Here is a 17,396-nt window from a genome sequence, read left to right on the forward strand (position 1 = left end):
TTTATTGGATCAGAGTTAACAATCCCGACGGGATCCGGCGGTCTCACGCCGGTTTCGTGGCCGGATCGAGGCCGCGCACGCCGCTCTCGGGTCCCCGCTCGGCGGCCATCGCGGCGTCGCGCACCACCTGTTCGAGGACGCCGAGATAGCCGATGAAGCGCTGGCGCCCCGTCATCGTCAGGCGGCAGACCGTCTGCGGACGGTTGTGGGCGAACCCCTTCTCGAGGCTCACCAGATCGGCCTCGCTCAGGACGGCCAAATGGCGGCTCAGGTTGCCGTCCGTGAGCCCGCACAGCCGCTTGAGATCCGGGAACGGCAGACCCTTCGGGTGCGCGACCAGGGAGGTCAGCACGGAGAGCCGCGCCCGCTCGTGGATGATCCTGTCGAGCCCCTCGTAGGAAAAGCGCCCGTCGGTGCGATCAGCGGTCGTCATCGAACGACCGGGCGCTGTGATGGATGATGCACGCCAGCCAAGCCTGGCCGACCAGGAAGGGAAGACCCATCGTCCAGGGGGAGAGGGCGCGCGTCCCGGCCGAGAGGGCCAGCACGGCCAGCCCGGCGAGCAGGTACCAGGCGCCGACGCCCTGAACGGCCCGCGGCAGGATCCGCGCCGATGCGAACAGGCCGAGTCCGACCAGAACCTGCCAGAGGCCCGGAAGCATCCAGACCTCTTCCGGAGCGAAGCGGGCAATAACCAGGGCGAGGCAGGCTCCCGCTCCCGCGGCCGGCAGGAAAACCTCGATCGCGCTCCACACCATCGCGTCCGCGAGGCCGGAATGCAGGCGGCGGCTCCGCCGCACGGCCTCGATGCCGATCATCGCGAAGGCCACCAGCGCGGCCGCCACCCACAGGCCGAAGAACAGACCCGTCCGCGCGGACGGGTCCCCGAGCCAGAGGGCCTGCCCCGCCGCGCAGGCCAGAGCGAGACCACCGGTCCCCGCAACGGTCGCCGCCCCCAACCCGCGGAACGCCGTATCCCGCGCGATCTGTGAGCGGATCGCCACGATGTCGGCGAGCGCCTTGTCCAGGTCCTGCATGTGCCTCAAGCCCCGGGCCGCACCATGCTTTGCACTGCAAAGTACCGGCCCGATAGGGTCATCGCAAGCCAATTCGCGCTCGTCATAAAGGCGGATCTTCTCAGCATAGGTTAGGTCGGCCGAGCCCGTACCAGGACGAAATCTACCCAGTGGTTGTATTCAGACGCCCATTCGACACAGGAACTCCGCAAGCGCGATCCGGGGCGGATCCAGGCCGGCTCGCGCCTGGGATCGCACGAAAGCGGTAAAACCGCGCCTCGCCCAGGGTTTCTCGAAGCGCTTGCCGGGCCCATATTGTTCCCATGCCCGCTCCGAAGAAACCGCGCGCCGCTTCCGTCTCGGTCTCGTCCGCCAAGGCGTCGAAGCCCGAATTGAAACCCCTCGACACCTACCTGGCCGAATTGCTGAACCCGGCGCTGAACCGCAACAGGCCGGTGTCGGAGGCGGTCGAGAAGCCCGCCCGGCCGGGCAAGACCAAGAACGGCGCGTCCAAGTCCGGCGCCGCAAAGGCCGCCACCCGGAGGGCGGAGATCGCCCGCGACGGCTTCGCGGAGGCGCCGCAGGCCGGCTACGCCCTCGGCGATGCGGCGGATGTCGACCCGCGCCTTGCCCAGGCCCTCGGCCTGACGCCGCCGGAGGATGGTCCCGTGCCCGAGGGTGCCGACCTGCCGGACCCCGGCGGCGACGGTGGCGCCTCGGCCACGGTGGCGGCGCTGGAGCGCCTGCTCACCGAGGGCAACCCGCTGTTCAAGGACGGCAAGACTTGGACGCCGCACCGACCGGAGCGCCCGCAGAAGTCCGAAGGCGGCGTGAAGTTCACGCTGCAATCCGACTTCCAGCCCGCGGGAGACCAGCCCACCGCCATCGCCGAACTGGTCTCCGGCGTGCAGGCGCTGGAGCGCGACCAGGTGCTGCTCGGTGTCACTGGCTCGGGCAAGACCTTCACGATGGCCAAGATCATCGAGGAGACGCAGCGCCCGGCCTTGATCCTGGCGCCCAACAAGACGCTCGCCGCGCAGCTCTACGGGGAGTTCAAGGCGTTCTTCCCCGACAATGCGGTCGAGTACTTCGTCTCCTACTACGACTACTATCAGCCCGAAGCCTATGTGCCGCGCTCCGACACGTTCATCGAGAAGGAATCCTCGATCAACGAGCAGATCGACCGGATGCGCCACGCGGCGACCCGGGCCCTGCTCGAGCGGGACGACGTGATCATCGTCGCCTCGGTCTCGTGCATCTACGGTATCGGCTCGGTCGAGACCTACACGGCGATGTCGTTCACCGTGTCCCTCGGCGAGCGGATCGAGCAGCGCCAGCTCATCGCCGACCTCGTGGCCCTGCAGTACAAGCGCATCCAGTCGGATTTCGCCCGCGGCACCTTCCGGGTGCGGGGCGATTCCATCGAGCTGTGGCCCGCCCACTTGGAGGACCGCGGCTGGCGCATCGGCCTGTTCGGCGACGAGGTCGAGAGCATCGTCGAGTTCGACCCGCTCACCGGCAAGACCATCTCAGAGCTGAAGTTCGTGAAGGTCTACGCCAACTCCCACTACGTGACGCCGCGCCCGACCCTGCAGCAGGCGATCAAGGGCATCAAGCACGAGCTGAAGGGCCGGATCGAGGAGCTCACGAAGATGGGCCGCTTGATCGAGGCCCAGCGCATCGACCAGCGCTGCACCTTCGACATCGAGATGATCGAGGCCACCGGCGCCTGCAACGGCATCGAGAATTATTCGCGGTATCTCACCGGCCGGAAGCCGGGCGAGCCGCCGCCGACCCTGTTCGAGTACCTGCCCGACAACGCGCTGGTCTTCACCGACGAGAGCCACGTCACCGTGCCGCAGATCGGCGGCATGTACCGGGGCGACTTCCGCCGGAAGGCGACGCTCGCCGAGTACGGCTTCCGGCTGCCCTCCTGCCTCGACAACCGCCCGTTGCGCTTCGAGGAGTGGGACGCGATGAGGCCTCAGACGGTCCACGTCTCGGCGACGCCCGGCAAGTGGGAGATGGAGCAGACCGGCGGCGTCTTCGCCGAGCAGGTCATCCGCCCGACCGGCCTCGTCGACCCGGTGATCGAGGTGCGCCCGGCCCGCAGCCAGGTGGACGATCTGCTGGGCGAGGTCCGGGCCGTGGCCCAGGCCGGCTACCGGACGCTGGTGACCACGCTCACCAAGCGCATGGCCGAGGACCTGACCGAGTACCTGCACGAGAACAGCGTGCGGGTGCGCTACATGCACTCCGACATCGACACGCTGGAGCGCATCGAGATCATCCGGGATCTCCGGCTCGGGGCCTTCGACGTGCTGATCGGCATCAACCTGCTGCGCGAGGGCCTCGACATCCCGGAATGCGCCCTGGTGGCGATCCTCGACGCCGACAAGGAGGGCTTCCTCCGCTCGGAGACCTCGCTGATCCAGACCATCGGCCGCGCCGCCCGCAACGCCGAGGCGCGCTGCATCCTGTACGCGGACAACATCACCGGCTCGATGGAGCGGGCGATGGCCGAGACCGAGCGCCGCCGCACCAAGCAGCTCGCCTACAATGCCGAGCACGGGATCACGCCGCAGAGCGTGAAGCGCGGCATCGCCGACATCCTCAGCAGCGTGTTCGAGCGCGACCACGTCCAGGTCGACACCGGCCTGGCCAAGGACGCGATCACGGTGGGCCACAACCTCAAGGCCGTGATGGCGGACCTCGAGAAGCGCATGCGCGCGGCGGCCGCCGATCTCGACTTCGAGGAGGCGGCGCGGCTGCGCGACGAGCTCAAGCGGCTCCAAGCGACCGAGCTGCTGGTGTCGGACGACCCGATGGCCCGGCAGAGCGACGTGGAGCGCGAGGCCGGCAAGTTCGGCCGGAAAGCCCCGCGCGGAGGCGGCAGCCGCATCGCCAAGCCCGACCTCGACAATATGGGCCCGGGTACCGACCGCGAATTGCCGGTCGGCGGCGCCGTGCCGCTCTGGCAGGAGCGGCCGAAGCCGCGCTCGACGCAGGGCCTCGGCGGCCAGAAGCCGAAATACAAGGGCGGCGGAGGCCGGCGGCGGGGCTGACGGCACCCGCCGCGGGCGTCACTCTTCAAGCCGCCTCGCTATCCCGACGCGGGCGACGCCCCGTCGCGGCCTCGCCTTCATCGACGAGGGCCTGCGCGATCCGGACCACGAGGGCGTTGCAGGCCTCCTCATAGGCCTGGGAATCCGCCTTGACCGCCGCCTCCGCGACGTCCCCAACCCGCTCGCGGACGATCGCGCGCGCCATGCGCAGCGCATCAGCAAAAGGCTCGTACGGTCGGGGCATCGTCGCGCTCCGGAAGCCCGAGGCCGTTCTGGCCCGGGTGGCGGCTGCAACGACCATCCCGGCAAAAGTGTTCCCGGCGCCGCTGGACGCGGATGTCGCGCCGGCCCAGATCAGGCCCCGTGACGCAGGCGAGCACGCGATGACTTCTGAGACGAACACGCCCCCCGCCCTCGACGAGGAGACCCTCGCCTTCGCGGCCCGGGTCTTCCAGTTCGCGCGGATGGGGCACGCGGCGGAACTCGCCGCGCTGTTCGCTCAGGGACTCCCGGCGAACCTGCGCAACGACAAGGGCGACAGCCTGCTGATGCTCGCAGCCTACAACGGCCAGGCGGACGCGACCCGGGTGATCCTGGAGGCGGGCGGCGATCCTGAACTCGCCAACGACCGCGGCCAGACGCCGCTCGCCGGCGCGGCCTTCAAGAACGATCTCGCGATCGCGCAGCTGCTGCTCCGGCACGGGGCCGCGGTGGACGGGATCGGTGACGGCACCCGCACGGCCCTGATGACCGCGGCCATGTTCGACCGGATCGAGATGGTCGACCTGCTCCTTCAGCACGGCGCCGATCCGGACCGGCGGGACGCCTCCGGCCAGAGCGCGGCCGACATAGCGCGGGCCATGGGTGCGCAGGCGACACCCGGTCAGCTCGACGCCGCGGCGCGGCGGTAGTGCATCTCTGCGGGCGTCGTCCGCACCCCTGAGGCGAAACACACGGGCGTGACAGGCGCCCCACCCGGGAGCACAGACTTGCCGCGATCGACCGGAACCGCCGTGCTGGCCTGCCTCGCGCAAATCGCGTCCTTCAGCGCGGCATCCGCCGACGAGACACCCTGGCCCGCCTTCGGCCACGATCCCGGCAACCGGAACTACTCGACTCTCACGCAGATCGACCGCGACACCGTCGGCCGGCTGCGCCCCGCCTGGATCTTCCAGACCGGTATTACCGGCTACTTCCAGGCCCAGCCCGTGATGGTGGACGGGACCCTCTACGTCTCCACGACGCAGAACAACGTCGCGGCGCTCGACGCGCGCACCGGCAAGCCATTCTGGACCTACACGCACAAGCCGCGGACGGAAAAAATCTTCGGGCCGCCGTCGAATCGCGGCCTCGCCGTGTCGGGCGGCCTCGTCTTCGAGGCGACCATGGATGGGCGGCTGATCGCGCTGGACGCCAAGACCGGCCGGGTGGTGTGGGACAAGGAGGCGGTGCGGCCGGAGGAGGGCGAGAGCGAGACCGCCTCGGGGCTGGCGGCGACTCTCGGCGGCAAGCCTGTGCAGGGCTCGAGCCGTCTCGGCTTCAAGATGCCGCCGCTGGTCGCCGACGGGCTGGTGATCGTCGGCGTCACTGGCGCGGGCTACGGTCTCCACATCGAGGACGAGGCGGGCGGCCTCGACGGCGGCGCGGTGGTCGGCATCGAGGGTGGCTACGGGCGGCGCGGCTGGCTCGCGGCCTACGATGCCAAGACGGGCGAGGAGCGATGGCGCTGGTACGTCACCCCATCGGAGGGCTGGGAGGGCGATTTCGTCGCGAAGACCGCCGACGGCACGCCGCTCCACCGCGACATCGCCGCCGAGAAGGCGGCCGCGCCGGCCAACCGCGACGCCTGGCGGGTGGGTGGCGGCTCGCTCTGGATGACGCCGGCCTATGACCCCGACCTCGGCCTGATCTTCCTCGGGACCGGCAATCCGGCGCCGCAGAATTTCGGCCTGTCGCGTCCGGGGGACAATCTCTACACGATGTGCCTCGTGGCCCTCGACGTGCACACGGGCAAGCTGCGCTGGTACTACCAGCAGGTACCGCACGACGAGTGGGGCTACGACGTGGCCGCGCCGCCTTTCCTGCTCGACGGCCCGAACGGCGCCAAGGCCGTGGCCTCGGCGAGCAAGACCGGCTGGATCTACGTCCACGACCGCGCCACGGGGAAGCTGCTCGAACGGTCGGCGCCGCTCCTCGACCAGAAGAACCTGTTTGCACCGCCCACCCCGCAGGGCACCGTGGTCGCGCCCGGGCCGCTCGGCGCAGTGTCCTGGCCGCCCACGGCCTATGACGGGCGGCTGGCCTACGTGCAGGTCCGCCATGGCGCGACGACCTACACGATCAAGACCGTGCCGGCCGCGAATGGACGGCCGGAGATCCGTTACACGGAGACCGGCGAGGCCAAGGGCGAGCCGGCGTTCAGCACGCTCACCGCCGTGGATCTCTCGGACGGCGGCAAGATCGCCTGGTCGGTGCGGTCGGTGAGCCGGCTCTCGGGGGGAACGCTGGCGACCGCCGGCGGCCTCGTCTTCTCCGGCGAGGAGGACGGGCATCTGGATGCCCACGATGCCCGCGACGGCCGGATCCTCTGGCGCTTCCAGTGCGGGGCCGGCATCAGCGGGCCGGCGATGACCTACGCCCTCGACGGCAGGCAGTACCTCGCCGTGGCGGCGGGCGGCGCGTCCTACACCAAGGCGGCGGGCTTCGGCACCGGCGACGCGCTGCTGGTCTTCGCGCTGCCCGACTGACGCCGGCCGAAACCGCTGCCCGATCGGGTCAGCTCGCCGCGAGGGCGTAGCGCGTGCGCAGGCGCAGGCCGAACACCGCCATCATGAACATGCAGCAGGTGGCGTTGTTGCCGTTGTACAGCACCGTCTCGAACGAGGCCGAGACGAGGCCCAGGAACCACAGGCGCAGGAACAGCAGCGTCTCCGCGTCGAGCCGCGTGCCGCCCGTGACCCGCTGCAGGTCCCGCACCGGCGCGAGCACGAAGGCCAGCACGGTCAGCACGAGGAACGGGAAACCGCCGATCAACGCCGTATCGAGATAGGCGTTGTGCGAGTGGTTGGCGCTGTTGACCCAGGTCAGCTCCTCGGAGCCGGCATACATGGTGCGCTCGGTCATCCAGAACGCCCCGATCCCCCAGCCCCGCCACGGGCGGATCAGGATGTTGTCGATGGCGAATTGCCATATCTCGCTGCGCCCCGTGAAGGTCGCGTCGGTGAGCAGGGCGCCGACCGCGTCCTGAATCGCCGGCACCAGGACGGAGCCGACCGAGATGAGCGAGAATCCGATGACGGGACCCAGCAGAAGCAGGGCCCGCGCGGCGCCGCCGGTCATGACCTGGCAGAGGCCGGTGACCGCGAGGATGACCGGCAGCAGCAGGATCGCGGTCTTGGAACCGCTCGCCACCAGGAATCCGGCTGCCAGCAGCGCGATGCTCCAGCCGAGGACGCGGCTCGCCGCGGCGGCGACATAGAGGCCGACGATCACCAGGATCACCATGGCGGCGCCGGCCTCGTTCTTCTGCGGGAAGATCCCGCGCCAGAGGCCCGGATGGCTCGGATCGGAATTGACGTCGAAGGCCGAATGGATCGCGAGGTTCGGCACGAACGCCACCGCGAGATAGGACGAGACGAGGATCACCAGGGCTGATCCCGCCATGGTCAGCGCCAGCTGCCGCGGCGACCGGGCAACGATCAGCACGCCCGCCGAGAGCATCGCGGCAATCGCGAACAGCGCCAGCCGCCGCAGCGACAGGCTCGGCTCGATGGAGAGAAGAGTCGTGAGGCCAAGCCAGAGACCGCACAGCACGAGCGGACGCGTCGCGAGCGGGCGCAGGTGACGGAAGCCGATCCGGTGGATGGCCCCGGCCATCGCGAGCCCCGCGGCGCCGAACAGAATCTGCGTGAGCAGGCTGCCGTCCTCGGAGGCCGCGAGCGCGGACCGGTCGGAGAGATCCTGGAACCACACGTGATTCCAGAGGAGGACGAAGACCGCGCCGTTGAGGAGCACCCGCAGCGCGTCCGGCAGATCGCGGCCGGCGACGCCGCGCTGCCCCCGGTGGGCCGGGATGCCGATCACCGCGTCCGCAGAAGCCATTCCGTCCCACCACCAAGGCCGCACATTACAGCCCGCTTCATTCTAGCGGCGGCAGCGCGCGAGACGATCCGGAAAGCGACCGCACCACCGGAGGATCTGATGATAACCTTAGCGCCGCGCCCGAGACGCTGCGCGCGATGCGTCTCGGAGGCCTTTCGCACCACCGAAAGCGGCGCGACGAGGCGATCCCACGCCGAACAGCCCGTCCTGCGCGATGGTCAATCCCGGTCTGCATCGTGAGGTCGAGCAAGGACCCGTCGGTCTACCGCGCTATCATCAATTCAAAGCGAGGCCTCGAGACGCGGCTTCATGATGTAGTTCCAATTGAATTGATATTCTTTCTTGAATATCGGCTCATATCCGAGCCGATCCATCATCTCGAGGAAAGACGGAACGTTAGACTTGTCAACCTCAATGAATATTTTGGGGCGATTGGCGAGGATCGTTTCCTCGAGACCGGCAAGGACCTTCATCTCGTAACCCTCGGTATCGATTTTGATGAAATCGACCCTCCGCCCACGCAGCAGCACGTCGCCGCTCTCGACACGTACAGTCCCCGATTTCGACTCCTTGAGGATCGTGCCCCCAAGATTATCCAGAAACGAACTGTAGCCCATCCGACCGCCCGATTCACCGAGCGCCACGCCCAGCACACTCATGTCGACGATTGACTGGAGATGGTTGAGCTTGATGTTCTCGCGGATGATCGCGGTCGCCTCCGGAATGGGCTCGACCACGATGACTTTGCTGGCGCCACAGAATTTCGCAACGAAGACTGCGTGCTGACCGGTGTTCGAGCCGATATCGAGGAATACACCGCCCTTCGGAAACGCAGCCTCGATATTCCGAAGCTCGGTCTCCTCGTAAAACCCGCCCCCGAGCTGTGTTTTCTGGATATAATCCTTAGGGTCGACGATGCATAGCTTAACTATTTCACCCCGATGCTTGAATGATACGGTACGCCGCCGCAGCCACAGGATCCGATAGCGCCATCGATTGTAAGTATTTTTTGCCCAGTGAAACAATGCTGGCGGCAAAATCGCCTTGATCGATGCAATCATCGCCGGACCCTACTCAGTAGCTGCAAGACGGTTTCTAAAGGCAGCAAAGGGAACAGCCCCCTCAAATGTCGCGGTGTCCACGGAATTGAAGCACTCTGCCTCCATATTGACGCCCACCCTGCATCCCGCGGCCGCGCGGCCGCGCGGCCATCTCTGCATTCGGGATTCGATGAGAACCGCCAAGACCTTCCTGACGCCTGGAGACCAGAACGTCTGGCTTAGGCAACGAAGCCCGACACAGGCGCACCAGCCGCGTCTGTCAGCGCCGCATCGTGTACTGCGAGCGGCCGGCGGACTGACGCATCAGGAACGCGGCCATCTCGGCGAGCTCCGGCGCCTTCGAGCGGAAGGTGACGGACAGCGCCAGCAGCGTGTCCTTGTGGTCGAGCCCGGGATAGACCCGCTCCTGCACGGGCACGTGCTCGGCGCGGAGCTTGGCGGCGAGGCTGACCGTGTGCCGGGGCTTCACCACCGTGTCGGTGTCGCCGGTCGCCAGGAAGGCGGGCGGCGAGAGCGGGCCCACGAAAGTCCCCGGCTGCGTGGCGGCCTTGTCGGGCGCGGTCCCGAACACCCTGATGGTGGTGTCCTGATCGAGCGGCAGGAAATCGTAGGGGCCCGACAGACCCGCCACCGCGCGGATCACCTTGGGATCGACACCCGCCGCGGTGAGATAGCGCGGGTCGAAGCCGAGCATCACGGCGTTGTAGGCACCGGCCGAGTGCCCGGCGAGGACGATGCGGCGCGGGTCGCCGCCATAGGTCGCGATGTTCTCGCGGACCCAGGCCACGGCCTCGGCCCCGTCCTCCAGGAAGCCCGGGAACGGCGCCTCCGGGAAGAGCCGGTAGTCGGGCAGCACCGTCACGAAACCCTGCGCGGCCAGCGCGTGCCCCACGAAGGCATAATCGTCCTTGGAGCCGCTCTGCCAGGACCCGCCGTAGAAGAACACCAGAACCGGCGCGTTCTCGGCGACCGCGGTGGGGACGTAGACGTCGAGACGCCGCCGAGGACCCTCGCCGAACGGCTGATCCTTCGCCGCGAGGCGTCCGCCCGGATCGCGCGGGCCGATCGCGTCGAACAGGGCCAGCGGCGAGGCTGCGTTGAAGCCGAACGCGGCGAGCCCGAGGCAGAGGAGGCTGGCAAGCGCGGTGAGGAGTCGTGTCATATCCCATCCGGTTGTCCCGACCTTCTCATACCGCACTGCGCTCGGGGCGGATTGATGACCTCCGCGCGGCGAGGCGCGAAAAATCAGGTCCGCAGCACGATGCAGGCGCCTCCGACCTTGCGGATCCGGCCGCACAGGTCGTCGGCGGCCTGCCGGCTCTGGGCCGGGATCCGGATCCGGTAGAAGGCGCGGGTTCCGCGACTGCGCAGGCGCGTGCCGATGATCATCGGCCGCACCTCGCCGATCACGCCCGCGTAGGTGCTCCGCGCGCGGTTGAAGCTCTGGAGCGCCAGCGCCTTGGAGAAGTTGCCGGCGAGCTGGATGCCCCAGGGGGCGGCCGGTCCCTCGTTGGGCCCGAAGGCGAAGCGGTCGCCGCGGGACGGTATGCGCAGGGTGGCGGTGACCTGGAGGCAGGTCTGCGACGCCTCCGGCTTCGCCTCCTTCTCCGGCTTCTGGGGCGCGCCGCCCTCGGGATACTCGATGGCCTTGGCCGGGCCGGTCCGCCAGTCGTCGACCGGCAAGCCCGTGATGGCGGCCACGTAGGCGCGGGTCTCGGCAGGCAGGCCGCCATCCCCGGCGAGCCATTTGCTCACGCGCGCCGCGCCGCCGTTATAGGCGGCGGCGGCGAGACCGAGATTGCCGAACTGGGTCTTGAGGTCCGCCAGCAGATGGGCGGCGTGCGGGATCGCCTGCTCCGGATCGAACGGATCGAGGAGCCCTCGCTCCCGCGCCGTCCCGGGCATGAACTGCGCTACGCCCTGCGCGCCCGCGGGGCTCACGACGCCGACGCGAAAACTGCTCTCGCGCCAGATCAGCCGCGTCAGAAACGGCACCGGCAGGCCGCGAGCCTTGGCGGAATCGTCGATGAGGCGGCAGAGCGCCTGCTCGACGGTTTCGGTCGCCCCCTCCGACGGAGCGGACGCCGCCGGGCGCGCGATGGCGATGACGACGAGGGCGAGCAGCGCGCCGAGGCGCAGGCGTGAAGCATCCACACCGGCGCTTGTAGCGACCTCCGGTTGCGGATCAATCCATCCTGGCCCTTTGGCGTGGGCCTCCTTACGCTAGGCCGCGCCGCGCAAGCAGCTCCATCCCCAGGCTTGATGGCAGGCGCGCACCGTCACGCCGGCTCGAGGTCCGCCGCCCAGGCCGGGGCATCGTCCCCGAGCCGGCGTGCCGCCCGTGCCCAGCGCATCGGGGCGCCCGGCACGACAGCCGGTGGCCGCAGGCGCAGCGCCGGTCCCCAGGATGTCGCCTCGATCGCCGCTGTGCGGTCATCGTCCGTCTCGGACGCGAAGGGCGGCTCCGGCGCGGCCGGCCCCGCCTCGGTCAACAGCGCCGCCGTCCGGGCCAGCGAGAGCCGGGCCTCACCGCCGGCCCCATCCGAGAGGCGGCGCGCCAGCAGCCGCAGGACCGCCGCCGCCATCATGTAGCCGGTCGCGTGGTCGAGGGCCTGGACGGGAAGCGGCACCGGGCTGTCGGCCTTCCGCCATTCCTGCCCGGCCCGCGCGATCCCGCAGCTCATCTGCACCAAGCTGTCGAATCCACGCCGTCCGGCCCAGGGGCCGGTCCAGCCATAGGCGTCGAGGCAGACCTCGACGAGACCCGGCGCCAGCGCCCGCCGGGCGTCCGCACCGTATCCGAGCCCGTCCAGGGCGCCCGGCCGGTAGCCGTGAACGAGCACGTCCGCCCCCGCGAGCAGCCCCTCGAAGGTCGACCGGTCGGAATCCCTGCGCAGGTCGAGGCGGGCGCAGGTCTTGCCGAGCGTGACCTCCGGCTCAAGGGCCGCCTCGCTCCACGCGGGCGGGTCGATCCGCAGCACGTCCGCCCCGAAACCCGCGAGGAAGCGCGTCGCCACCGGCCCAGCCAAAACGCGCGTCAGGTCGAGGACCCGCAGGCCCGCGAGCGGCCGCTCCGGCCGCGGCACCCAGCGCGACGCGGACCGGCCGCCTGCCGGCCCGATGCTCACCAGCGCCTCTTCCGCCACCGCGCGCCCCTGCGGGTGCGCCGCCCATGCGTCGAGCCCGCGCATCTCGGCGGCGCAGCCGCCCGCCGCGACGATCGCGGCCTCAAGCTCGGCCTTGTCCCAGCCCGCCACCGCACGGGCCATGCCGCCGCGATCCGCCTGCGCGCCGAGCACCCGCTCGGCCGCGGCTCTGTGATGAGGGGCATTGGTGTGGAGCCGGATCCAGCCGTCCCGGGCCGGGTAGTCGCCGGCGACCGGGTCCCAGGGCGCGGGCACCCGCCAGCCCTCGGGCCGGAGCGAGGTCGCGAACCAGAACGCGGCGAGCCGCCGGTCCACGGTCACCGCTCCGTCCGAGCCCGCGATCCCGGCGAGGGCCAGGGCCGCCGCCGCGATCGATCCGGCCGCGAGGTCGGTGACCGCGAAGGCCGAGGGCAGGGCGCCCGTTCCGGTGAAGCGCAGGCTGTCGAGGGCACCGGGCGGCCCGTCGAGCGCCGCCCAGATCCGTGCGGCGAAACCCTCGGGCCCAGTGTTCATGACGATCTCCCATGAGCTTCGGCGCAGGCGGGACCGGGCGCCGCACCGCGGCCGGCACCGCGTTGCCGCAGGATAGACTAGGGTCGCCGCCCGGGCGCGCTATAAGGGGTCCCATGTCCGAGGCCGAAACCCAGCCGCTCCTCGCCGTCGAGGACCTGTCCGTCGCCTTTCGCTCCCGCGAGAGCGAGACGGTGGCGGTCGACGGCATCGCGTTCACCATCCGCCGGGGCGAGACCGTGGCGCTGGTGGGCGAATCGGGGTCAGGCAAGTCGGTCACCGCGCTGGCGATCCTGCGGCTCCTCGACGGCGCGGCGCGCCAGAGCGGCCGGATCCTGTTCAAGGGCCGCGACCTCGCGAGCCTGCCGGAGCGGGCGATGCGCGACGTGCGCGGCGCCGACATCACTATGGTCTTCCAGGAGCCGATGACGTCGCTCAACCCGCTCCACACGATCGAGCGGCAGATCGGCGAAGTGCTCGGGCTTCATCGCGGGCTCACCGGCAAGGCGGCCAAGCGCCGGATCCTGGAACTCCTGGAGCTCGTGGGCCTGCGCGATGCGGAGCGTCGCATGGGCGCCTACCCGCACGAACTCTCCGGCGGCCAGCGCCAACGGGTGATGATCGCCATGGCGCTCGCCTGCGAGCCGGACCTCCTCGTCGCCGACGAGCCGACCACGGCGCTGGACGTCACCGTGCAGGCGCAGATCCTGGCGCTGCTCGCCGACCTGCAGAAGCGGCTCGGCATGGCGATGCTGTTCATCACCCACGATCTCGGCATCGTCGAGCGGATCGCCGACCGGGTCTGCGTGATGCTGAAGGGCAAGATCGTGGAAGCCGGTGCGACCGGAGCCGTCTTCGCGAACCCGCAGCACGAGTACACGCGTCGCCTGATCGCCTCGGAGCCGCAGGGCCGCGCCAACCCGGTCCCGGCGAACGCACAGTCGCTGGTCGAGGCGGGGCCGCTCAAGGTCTGGTTTCCGCTGAAATCCGGCCTGCTCCGGCGCGTCACCGGCCATGTCAGAGCGGTGGACGGGGTCTCCGTGCGGGTGCGTGCCGGGGAGACCGTGGGTGTCGTCGGCGAATCCGGCTCCGGCAAGACCACGCTCGGACTCGCCCTGCTGCGGCTGACGGGCTCGGAAGGCCCGATCGTCTTCCTCGGCAAGGCGATCGACAGCTACGGCGTCGCGCAGATGCGCCCGTTGCGGAAGGACATGCAGGTGGTCTTCCAGGACCCCTACGGCTCGCTCTCACCGCGCATGTCGGTGGCCGACATCGTCGCCGAGGGGCTGGTGGTCCAAGGTGCCGTGCGCTCCCGGGCCGAGCGCCGCGCCGTCGTGTCGAAGGCCCTGACGGATGTCGGCCTCGACCCGGCCGCCATGGACCGCTACCCGCACGAATTCTCCGGCGGCCAGCGCCAGCGCATCGCCATCGCCCGCGCCATGGTGCTCAACCCGCGCTTCGTGGTGCTCGACGAGCCGACCTCGGCCCTCGACCGCTCGGTCCAGGCGCAGATCGTGACGCTGCTGCGCGACCTCCAGCGGGAGCGCGGCCTCGCCTACCTGTTCATCAGCCACGACCTGAAGGTGGTGCGGGCGCTCGCGAACTACGTCATGGTGATGCAGAACGGCCGCGTGGTCGAGGAAGGGCCGGCCGAGTCCGTCTTCGCGGCCCCCCAGACCGCCTACACGCGCGCCCTGTTCAAGGCCGCTTTCGCCCTCGACAGTGACGCGCCAACCGAGCTGGAGCCCGCCTGACGGTGCCGCGCGCGCTCCTCATCGTCCTCGATTCCGTCGGGATCGGCGGTGCCCCGGATGCCGAGGCCTACGGCGATGCCGGGTCCGACACGCTGGGTCACATCGCCGAGGCGTGCGCGGCGGGCCGCGGCGACCGGGCAGAGCTGCGCGGCGGCCCGCTGCACCTGCCCAACTTGGCCTCCCTCGGACTCGGGCTCGCCGCCGCCGGCGCCTCGGGCCGGATCCCGCCGAATCTCGCCCCCGAAGGCGCACCCACTGGGGCCTACGGCCATGCGGTGGAAACGGCTGCCGGCAAGGACACGCCCTCCGGCCATTGGGAGATCGCCGGCCTGCCGCTCTCCGAGCCCTGGGGCCATTTTCCGGATACGCGACCGGCCTTCCCGCGGGAACTGACGGAGGCCTTGATCGCCGAAGGCGGGCTGCCCGGCATCCTCGGGGACCGGCACGCGCCGGGCGTCGCCATCATCGACGCATGCGGGGCGGAGCACCTGCGGACGGGCAAGCCGATCTGCTACACGTCCGCCGACAGCGTGTTCCAGATCGCCGCCCACGAGGAGGCGTTCGGGCTGGACCGGCTCTACGACCTGTGCCGCGTCGCCCGCCGCCTCTGCGATGCCTACCGGGTCTGCCGGGTCATCGCCCGGCCGTTTGTGGGATCGGCGGAGGTTGGTTTCCGCCGGACGAGCAACCGCAAGGATTTCGCCGTGGCGCCGCCCGGCCGCACGCTGCTCGACCGGGCGGAGGCGGCGGGCCGCGCGGTGGTGAGCGTCGGCAAGATCGGCGACATCTTCGCCCACCGCGCAACGGGCCGCGAGCTCAAGCCGGGTCCGAACGCGGCCTGCCTCACGGCAGGGCTCGACGCGCTCAAAGACCTGCCGGACGGCGGCGTCGTCTTCGTCAACCTCGTGGATTTCGACACGGAGCACGGCCACCGCCGCGACGTGCCGGGTTACGCGGCGGAACTGGAGGCGTTCGATGCACGGGTTCCGGAGATCCTGGCGGCTCTCGGGTCCGGTGATCTCGCGGTGATCACCGCCGATCACGGCAACGACCCGACCTGGGCGGGGACCGACCACACCCGCGAGCAGGTGCCGGTCCTGGCTTGCGGACCTGGCGTGGCCGGCCGGTCGATCGGCCGGCTGGACACCTTCGCGGATATCGGCGCCACGGTGGCGGGCCATCTCGGCCTGCCCTGGAACGGCGCCGGACGACCGTTTCTGTAGGAGTGTGCACGATGCGGGACGATGACGACAGGCCGCGCAAGATCGTCGCCCACGAGATCGGGCAGCCGCTGGACACGCTCTCGCTCTCGGACCTCGACGAGCGCATCGCGCTCCTGCGGGCCGAGATCGCCCGGATCGAGGCGGCGAAAGCGGCCAAGCAGGCGGCGCAGGGGGCGGCCGACGCCTTCTTCAAGCGGGGCTGAGGCTTGAACCGAACCGAAACGCTCGCCGCTCTCCGGCGGGGCGACCTCGGCGGCGCGCGTGAGCTGCGGCTGCCCGACGGGCTCAAGGAATTCCCCCGGGAGGTCTTGGATCTCGCCGATACGCTCGAGGTTCTGGATCTCGGCCGGGGCAGCCTCACCGACCTGCCGGATGATCTCGGGCGCCTGCGCCGCCTGCGGGTGCTGTTCTGCTCCGGCAACCCCTTTCCGCATCTGCCACCGGTGCTGGGCGATTGCCCGACGCTGAGCCAGCTCGGCTTCCGGGGTTGCGGAATCCGCGCGGTGCCGGCGGAGGCGCTGCCGCGCGACCTGCGCTGGCTGACGCTGACCGATAACCGCATCGAGCACCTGCCCGCCGCTCTCGGCGAGCGGCCGCTGCTCCAGAAGCTGATGCTGGCCGGCAACCGGATCGCGACGCTGCCCGACAGCCTCGCAGGGGCTGAGAACCTCGAGCTGATCCGTCTCTCCTGCAACCGTCTCGCCGCGCTTCCGCCCTGGCTGGGGCGGCTGCCGCGGCTCGCCTGGATCGCCTATGCGGGCAATCCCGCGGAGCCGGAGACGGAGCCTGCCGCGGCCCCCCGCGTGCCGTGGGCGGACCTGACGATCGGCGGCCTTCTCGGGGAGGGGGCCTCGGGCCAAGTCCATCGCGCCGTCTGGACGAGCCCCGCCGGCGCGCAGGAGGTGGCGCTCAAGCTGTTCAAGGGCGCGATGACCAGCGATGGTCTGCCCGAGCGCGAGATGGAGGCCTGCCTCGCCGCCGGCACGCATCCGGCGCTGACCGGCGCCCTCGGCCGGCTCGACGGGCATCCGGATGGCGCGCAGGGGCTGCTCCTGCGGCTCTTGCCCCAGAACTGGCGCGTGCTCGCGGGGCCGCCGAGCCTCGCGACCTGCAGCCGCGACGTGTACGAGCCGGGCTTGCGCCTCGACGCGGCACAGGTCCTGCGGATCGCCCGATCCGTGGCGGAGGCGGTGGCCCACCTGCACGGGCGCGGCCTGCTCCACGGCGACGTCTATGCCCACAACACGCTCTGGGATGCCGGGACCGGCGCGGCCGTGCTCAGCGATTTCGGTGCCGCCTCGGTGCTGCCCGACGGGGCGGGCGGTGCGGCCCTGGCGCGGATCGAGGTGCGGGCCCTCGGCATCCTCATCGACGAGTTGCTCGACCACTGCGATGCGCCGCCGGACAGGCTGCGCGCGCTGGGGCAGGCCTGCATGCAGGTCGATCCGGATCAGCGGCCCAGCCCTGCGGATGTCGTTTCCGAGATGGGGCGGGTGCCGTCCTGAGCCGTCGAGGGGCAG

At 70.3% G+C, this 17,396-nt stretch carries 15 protein-coding genes; 7 read left to right on the forward strand and 8 right to left on the reverse strand.

Annotated features, from left to right (window positions below):
- Positions 1-43: 43 nt before the first annotated feature.
- Entirely contained in the window at positions 44-433 is a 390-nt protein-coding gene (locus ACYCO6_RS11175; protein WP_459771838.1) for a transcriptional regulator, read from the reverse strand.
- A complete protein-coding gene (locus ACYCO6_RS11180) occupies positions 420-1,037 on the reverse strand; it encodes a hypothetical protein (protein ID WP_459771839.1) in 618 nt (205 codons plus the stop codon). The genes ACYCO6_RS11175 and ACYCO6_RS11180 overlap by 14 nt, the downstream gene beginning before the upstream one ends.
- A gap of 302 nt (positions 1,038-1,339) precedes the next feature.
- On the opposite strand from ACYCO6_RS11180, the gene uvrB reads away from it, so the two are divergent.
- Positions 1,340-4,081, forward strand: coding sequence for an excinuclease ABC subunit UvrB (gene uvrB / locus ACYCO6_RS11185; protein WP_459771840.1), 2,742 nt, complete (start codon positions 1,340-1,342; stop codon positions 4,079-4,081).
- A 25-nt stretch (positions 4,082-4,106) separates the two neighbouring features.
- Here uvrB and ACYCO6_RS11190 read toward each other — a convergent pair whose 3' ends face one another.
- Positions 4,107-4,325: a hypothetical protein gene (locus tag ACYCO6_RS11190; RefSeq protein ID WP_459771841.1), complete on the reverse strand. Its 219-nt coding sequence runs from the start codon at positions 4,323-4,325 to the stop codon at positions 4,107-4,109.
- 139 nt (positions 4,326-4,464) lie between these two features.
- Here ACYCO6_RS11190 and ACYCO6_RS11195 point away from each other — a divergent pair, with 139 nt between their 5' ends.
- Together ACYCO6_RS11195 and ACYCO6_RS11200 are read left to right on the forward strand one after the other, a co-directional pair.
- Positions 4,465-4,992 (forward strand): ankyrin repeat domain-containing protein, encoded by a 528-nt coding sequence (locus ACYCO6_RS11195; RefSeq protein ID WP_459771842.1) that lies wholly within the window; start codon positions 4,465-4,467, stop codon positions 4,990-4,992.
- 78 nt (positions 4,993-5,070) lie between these two features.
- Positions 5,071-6,828, forward strand: a complete 1,758-nt coding sequence (locus ACYCO6_RS11200; protein ID WP_459771843.1) for an outer membrane protein assembly factor BamB family protein — start codon at positions 5,071-5,073, stop codon at positions 6,826-6,828.
- A gap of 28 nt (positions 6,829-6,856) precedes the next feature.
- Here ACYCO6_RS11200 and ACYCO6_RS11205 read toward each other — a convergent pair whose 3' ends face one another.
- The 5 genes from ACYCO6_RS11205 to ACYCO6_RS11225 form a co-directional block, all read right to left on the reverse strand.
- A complete protein-coding gene (locus ACYCO6_RS11205; RefSeq protein WP_459771844.1) occupies positions 6,857-8,182 on the reverse strand; it encodes an O-antigen ligase family protein in 1,326 nt (441 codons plus the stop codon).
- A 281-nt stretch (positions 8,183-8,463) separates the two neighbouring features.
- Positions 8,464-9,243, reverse strand: coding sequence for an FkbM family methyltransferase (locus tag ACYCO6_RS11210; protein ID WP_459771845.1), 780 nt, complete (start codon positions 9,241-9,243; stop codon positions 8,464-8,466).
- A 259-nt stretch (positions 9,244-9,502) separates the two neighbouring features.
- On the reverse strand, positions 9,503-10,405 hold the full coding sequence (locus ACYCO6_RS11215; protein WP_459771846.1) for an alpha/beta hydrolase: 903 nt from the start codon (positions 10,403-10,405) through the stop codon (positions 9,503-9,505).
- 83 nt (positions 10,406-10,488) lie between these two features.
- Positions 10,489-11,397 carry a transglycosylase SLT domain-containing protein gene (locus tag ACYCO6_RS11220; RefSeq protein WP_459771847.1) on the reverse strand — a complete coding sequence of 303 codons (909 nt, stop codon included), beginning with the start codon at positions 11,395-11,397 and terminating at the stop codon, positions 10,489-10,491.
- Between the two features lie 125 nt (positions 11,398-11,522).
- On the reverse strand, positions 11,523-12,902 hold the full coding sequence (locus ACYCO6_RS11225; RefSeq protein WP_459771848.1) for a CoA transferase: 1,380 nt from the start codon (positions 12,900-12,902) through the stop codon (positions 11,523-11,525).
- Positions 12,903-13,015: 113 nt separating this feature from the next.
- Here ACYCO6_RS11225 and ACYCO6_RS11230 point away from each other — a divergent pair, with 113 nt between their 5' ends.
- The 4 genes from ACYCO6_RS11230 to ACYCO6_RS11245 are packed head-to-tail and all read left to right on the forward strand — an operon-like array spanning position 13,016 to position 17,381.
- Entirely contained in the window at positions 13,016-14,653 is a 1,638-nt protein-coding gene (locus ACYCO6_RS11230) for an ABC transporter ATP-binding protein (protein ID WP_459771849.1), read from the forward strand.
- Positions 14,654-14,655: 2 nt separating this feature from the next.
- Entirely contained in the window at positions 14,656-15,876 is a 1,221-nt protein-coding gene (locus tag ACYCO6_RS11235; RefSeq protein WP_459771850.1) for a phosphopentomutase, read from the forward strand.
- Between the two features lie 11 nt (positions 15,877-15,887).
- On the forward strand, positions 15,888-16,079 hold the full coding sequence (locus tag ACYCO6_RS11240; RefSeq protein ID WP_459771851.1) for a DUF1192 domain-containing protein: 192 nt from the start codon (positions 15,888-15,890) through the stop codon (positions 16,077-16,079).
- A 3-nt stretch (positions 16,080-16,082) separates the two neighbouring features.
- Positions 16,083-17,381: a leucine-rich repeat-containing protein kinase family protein gene (locus ACYCO6_RS11245; protein WP_459771852.1), complete on the forward strand. Its 1,299-nt coding sequence runs from the start codon at positions 16,083-16,085 to the stop codon at positions 17,379-17,381.
- Positions 17,382-17,396 lie beyond the last annotated feature (15 nt).

The organism is Methylobacterium sp. CM6257, assembly GCF_054611515.1.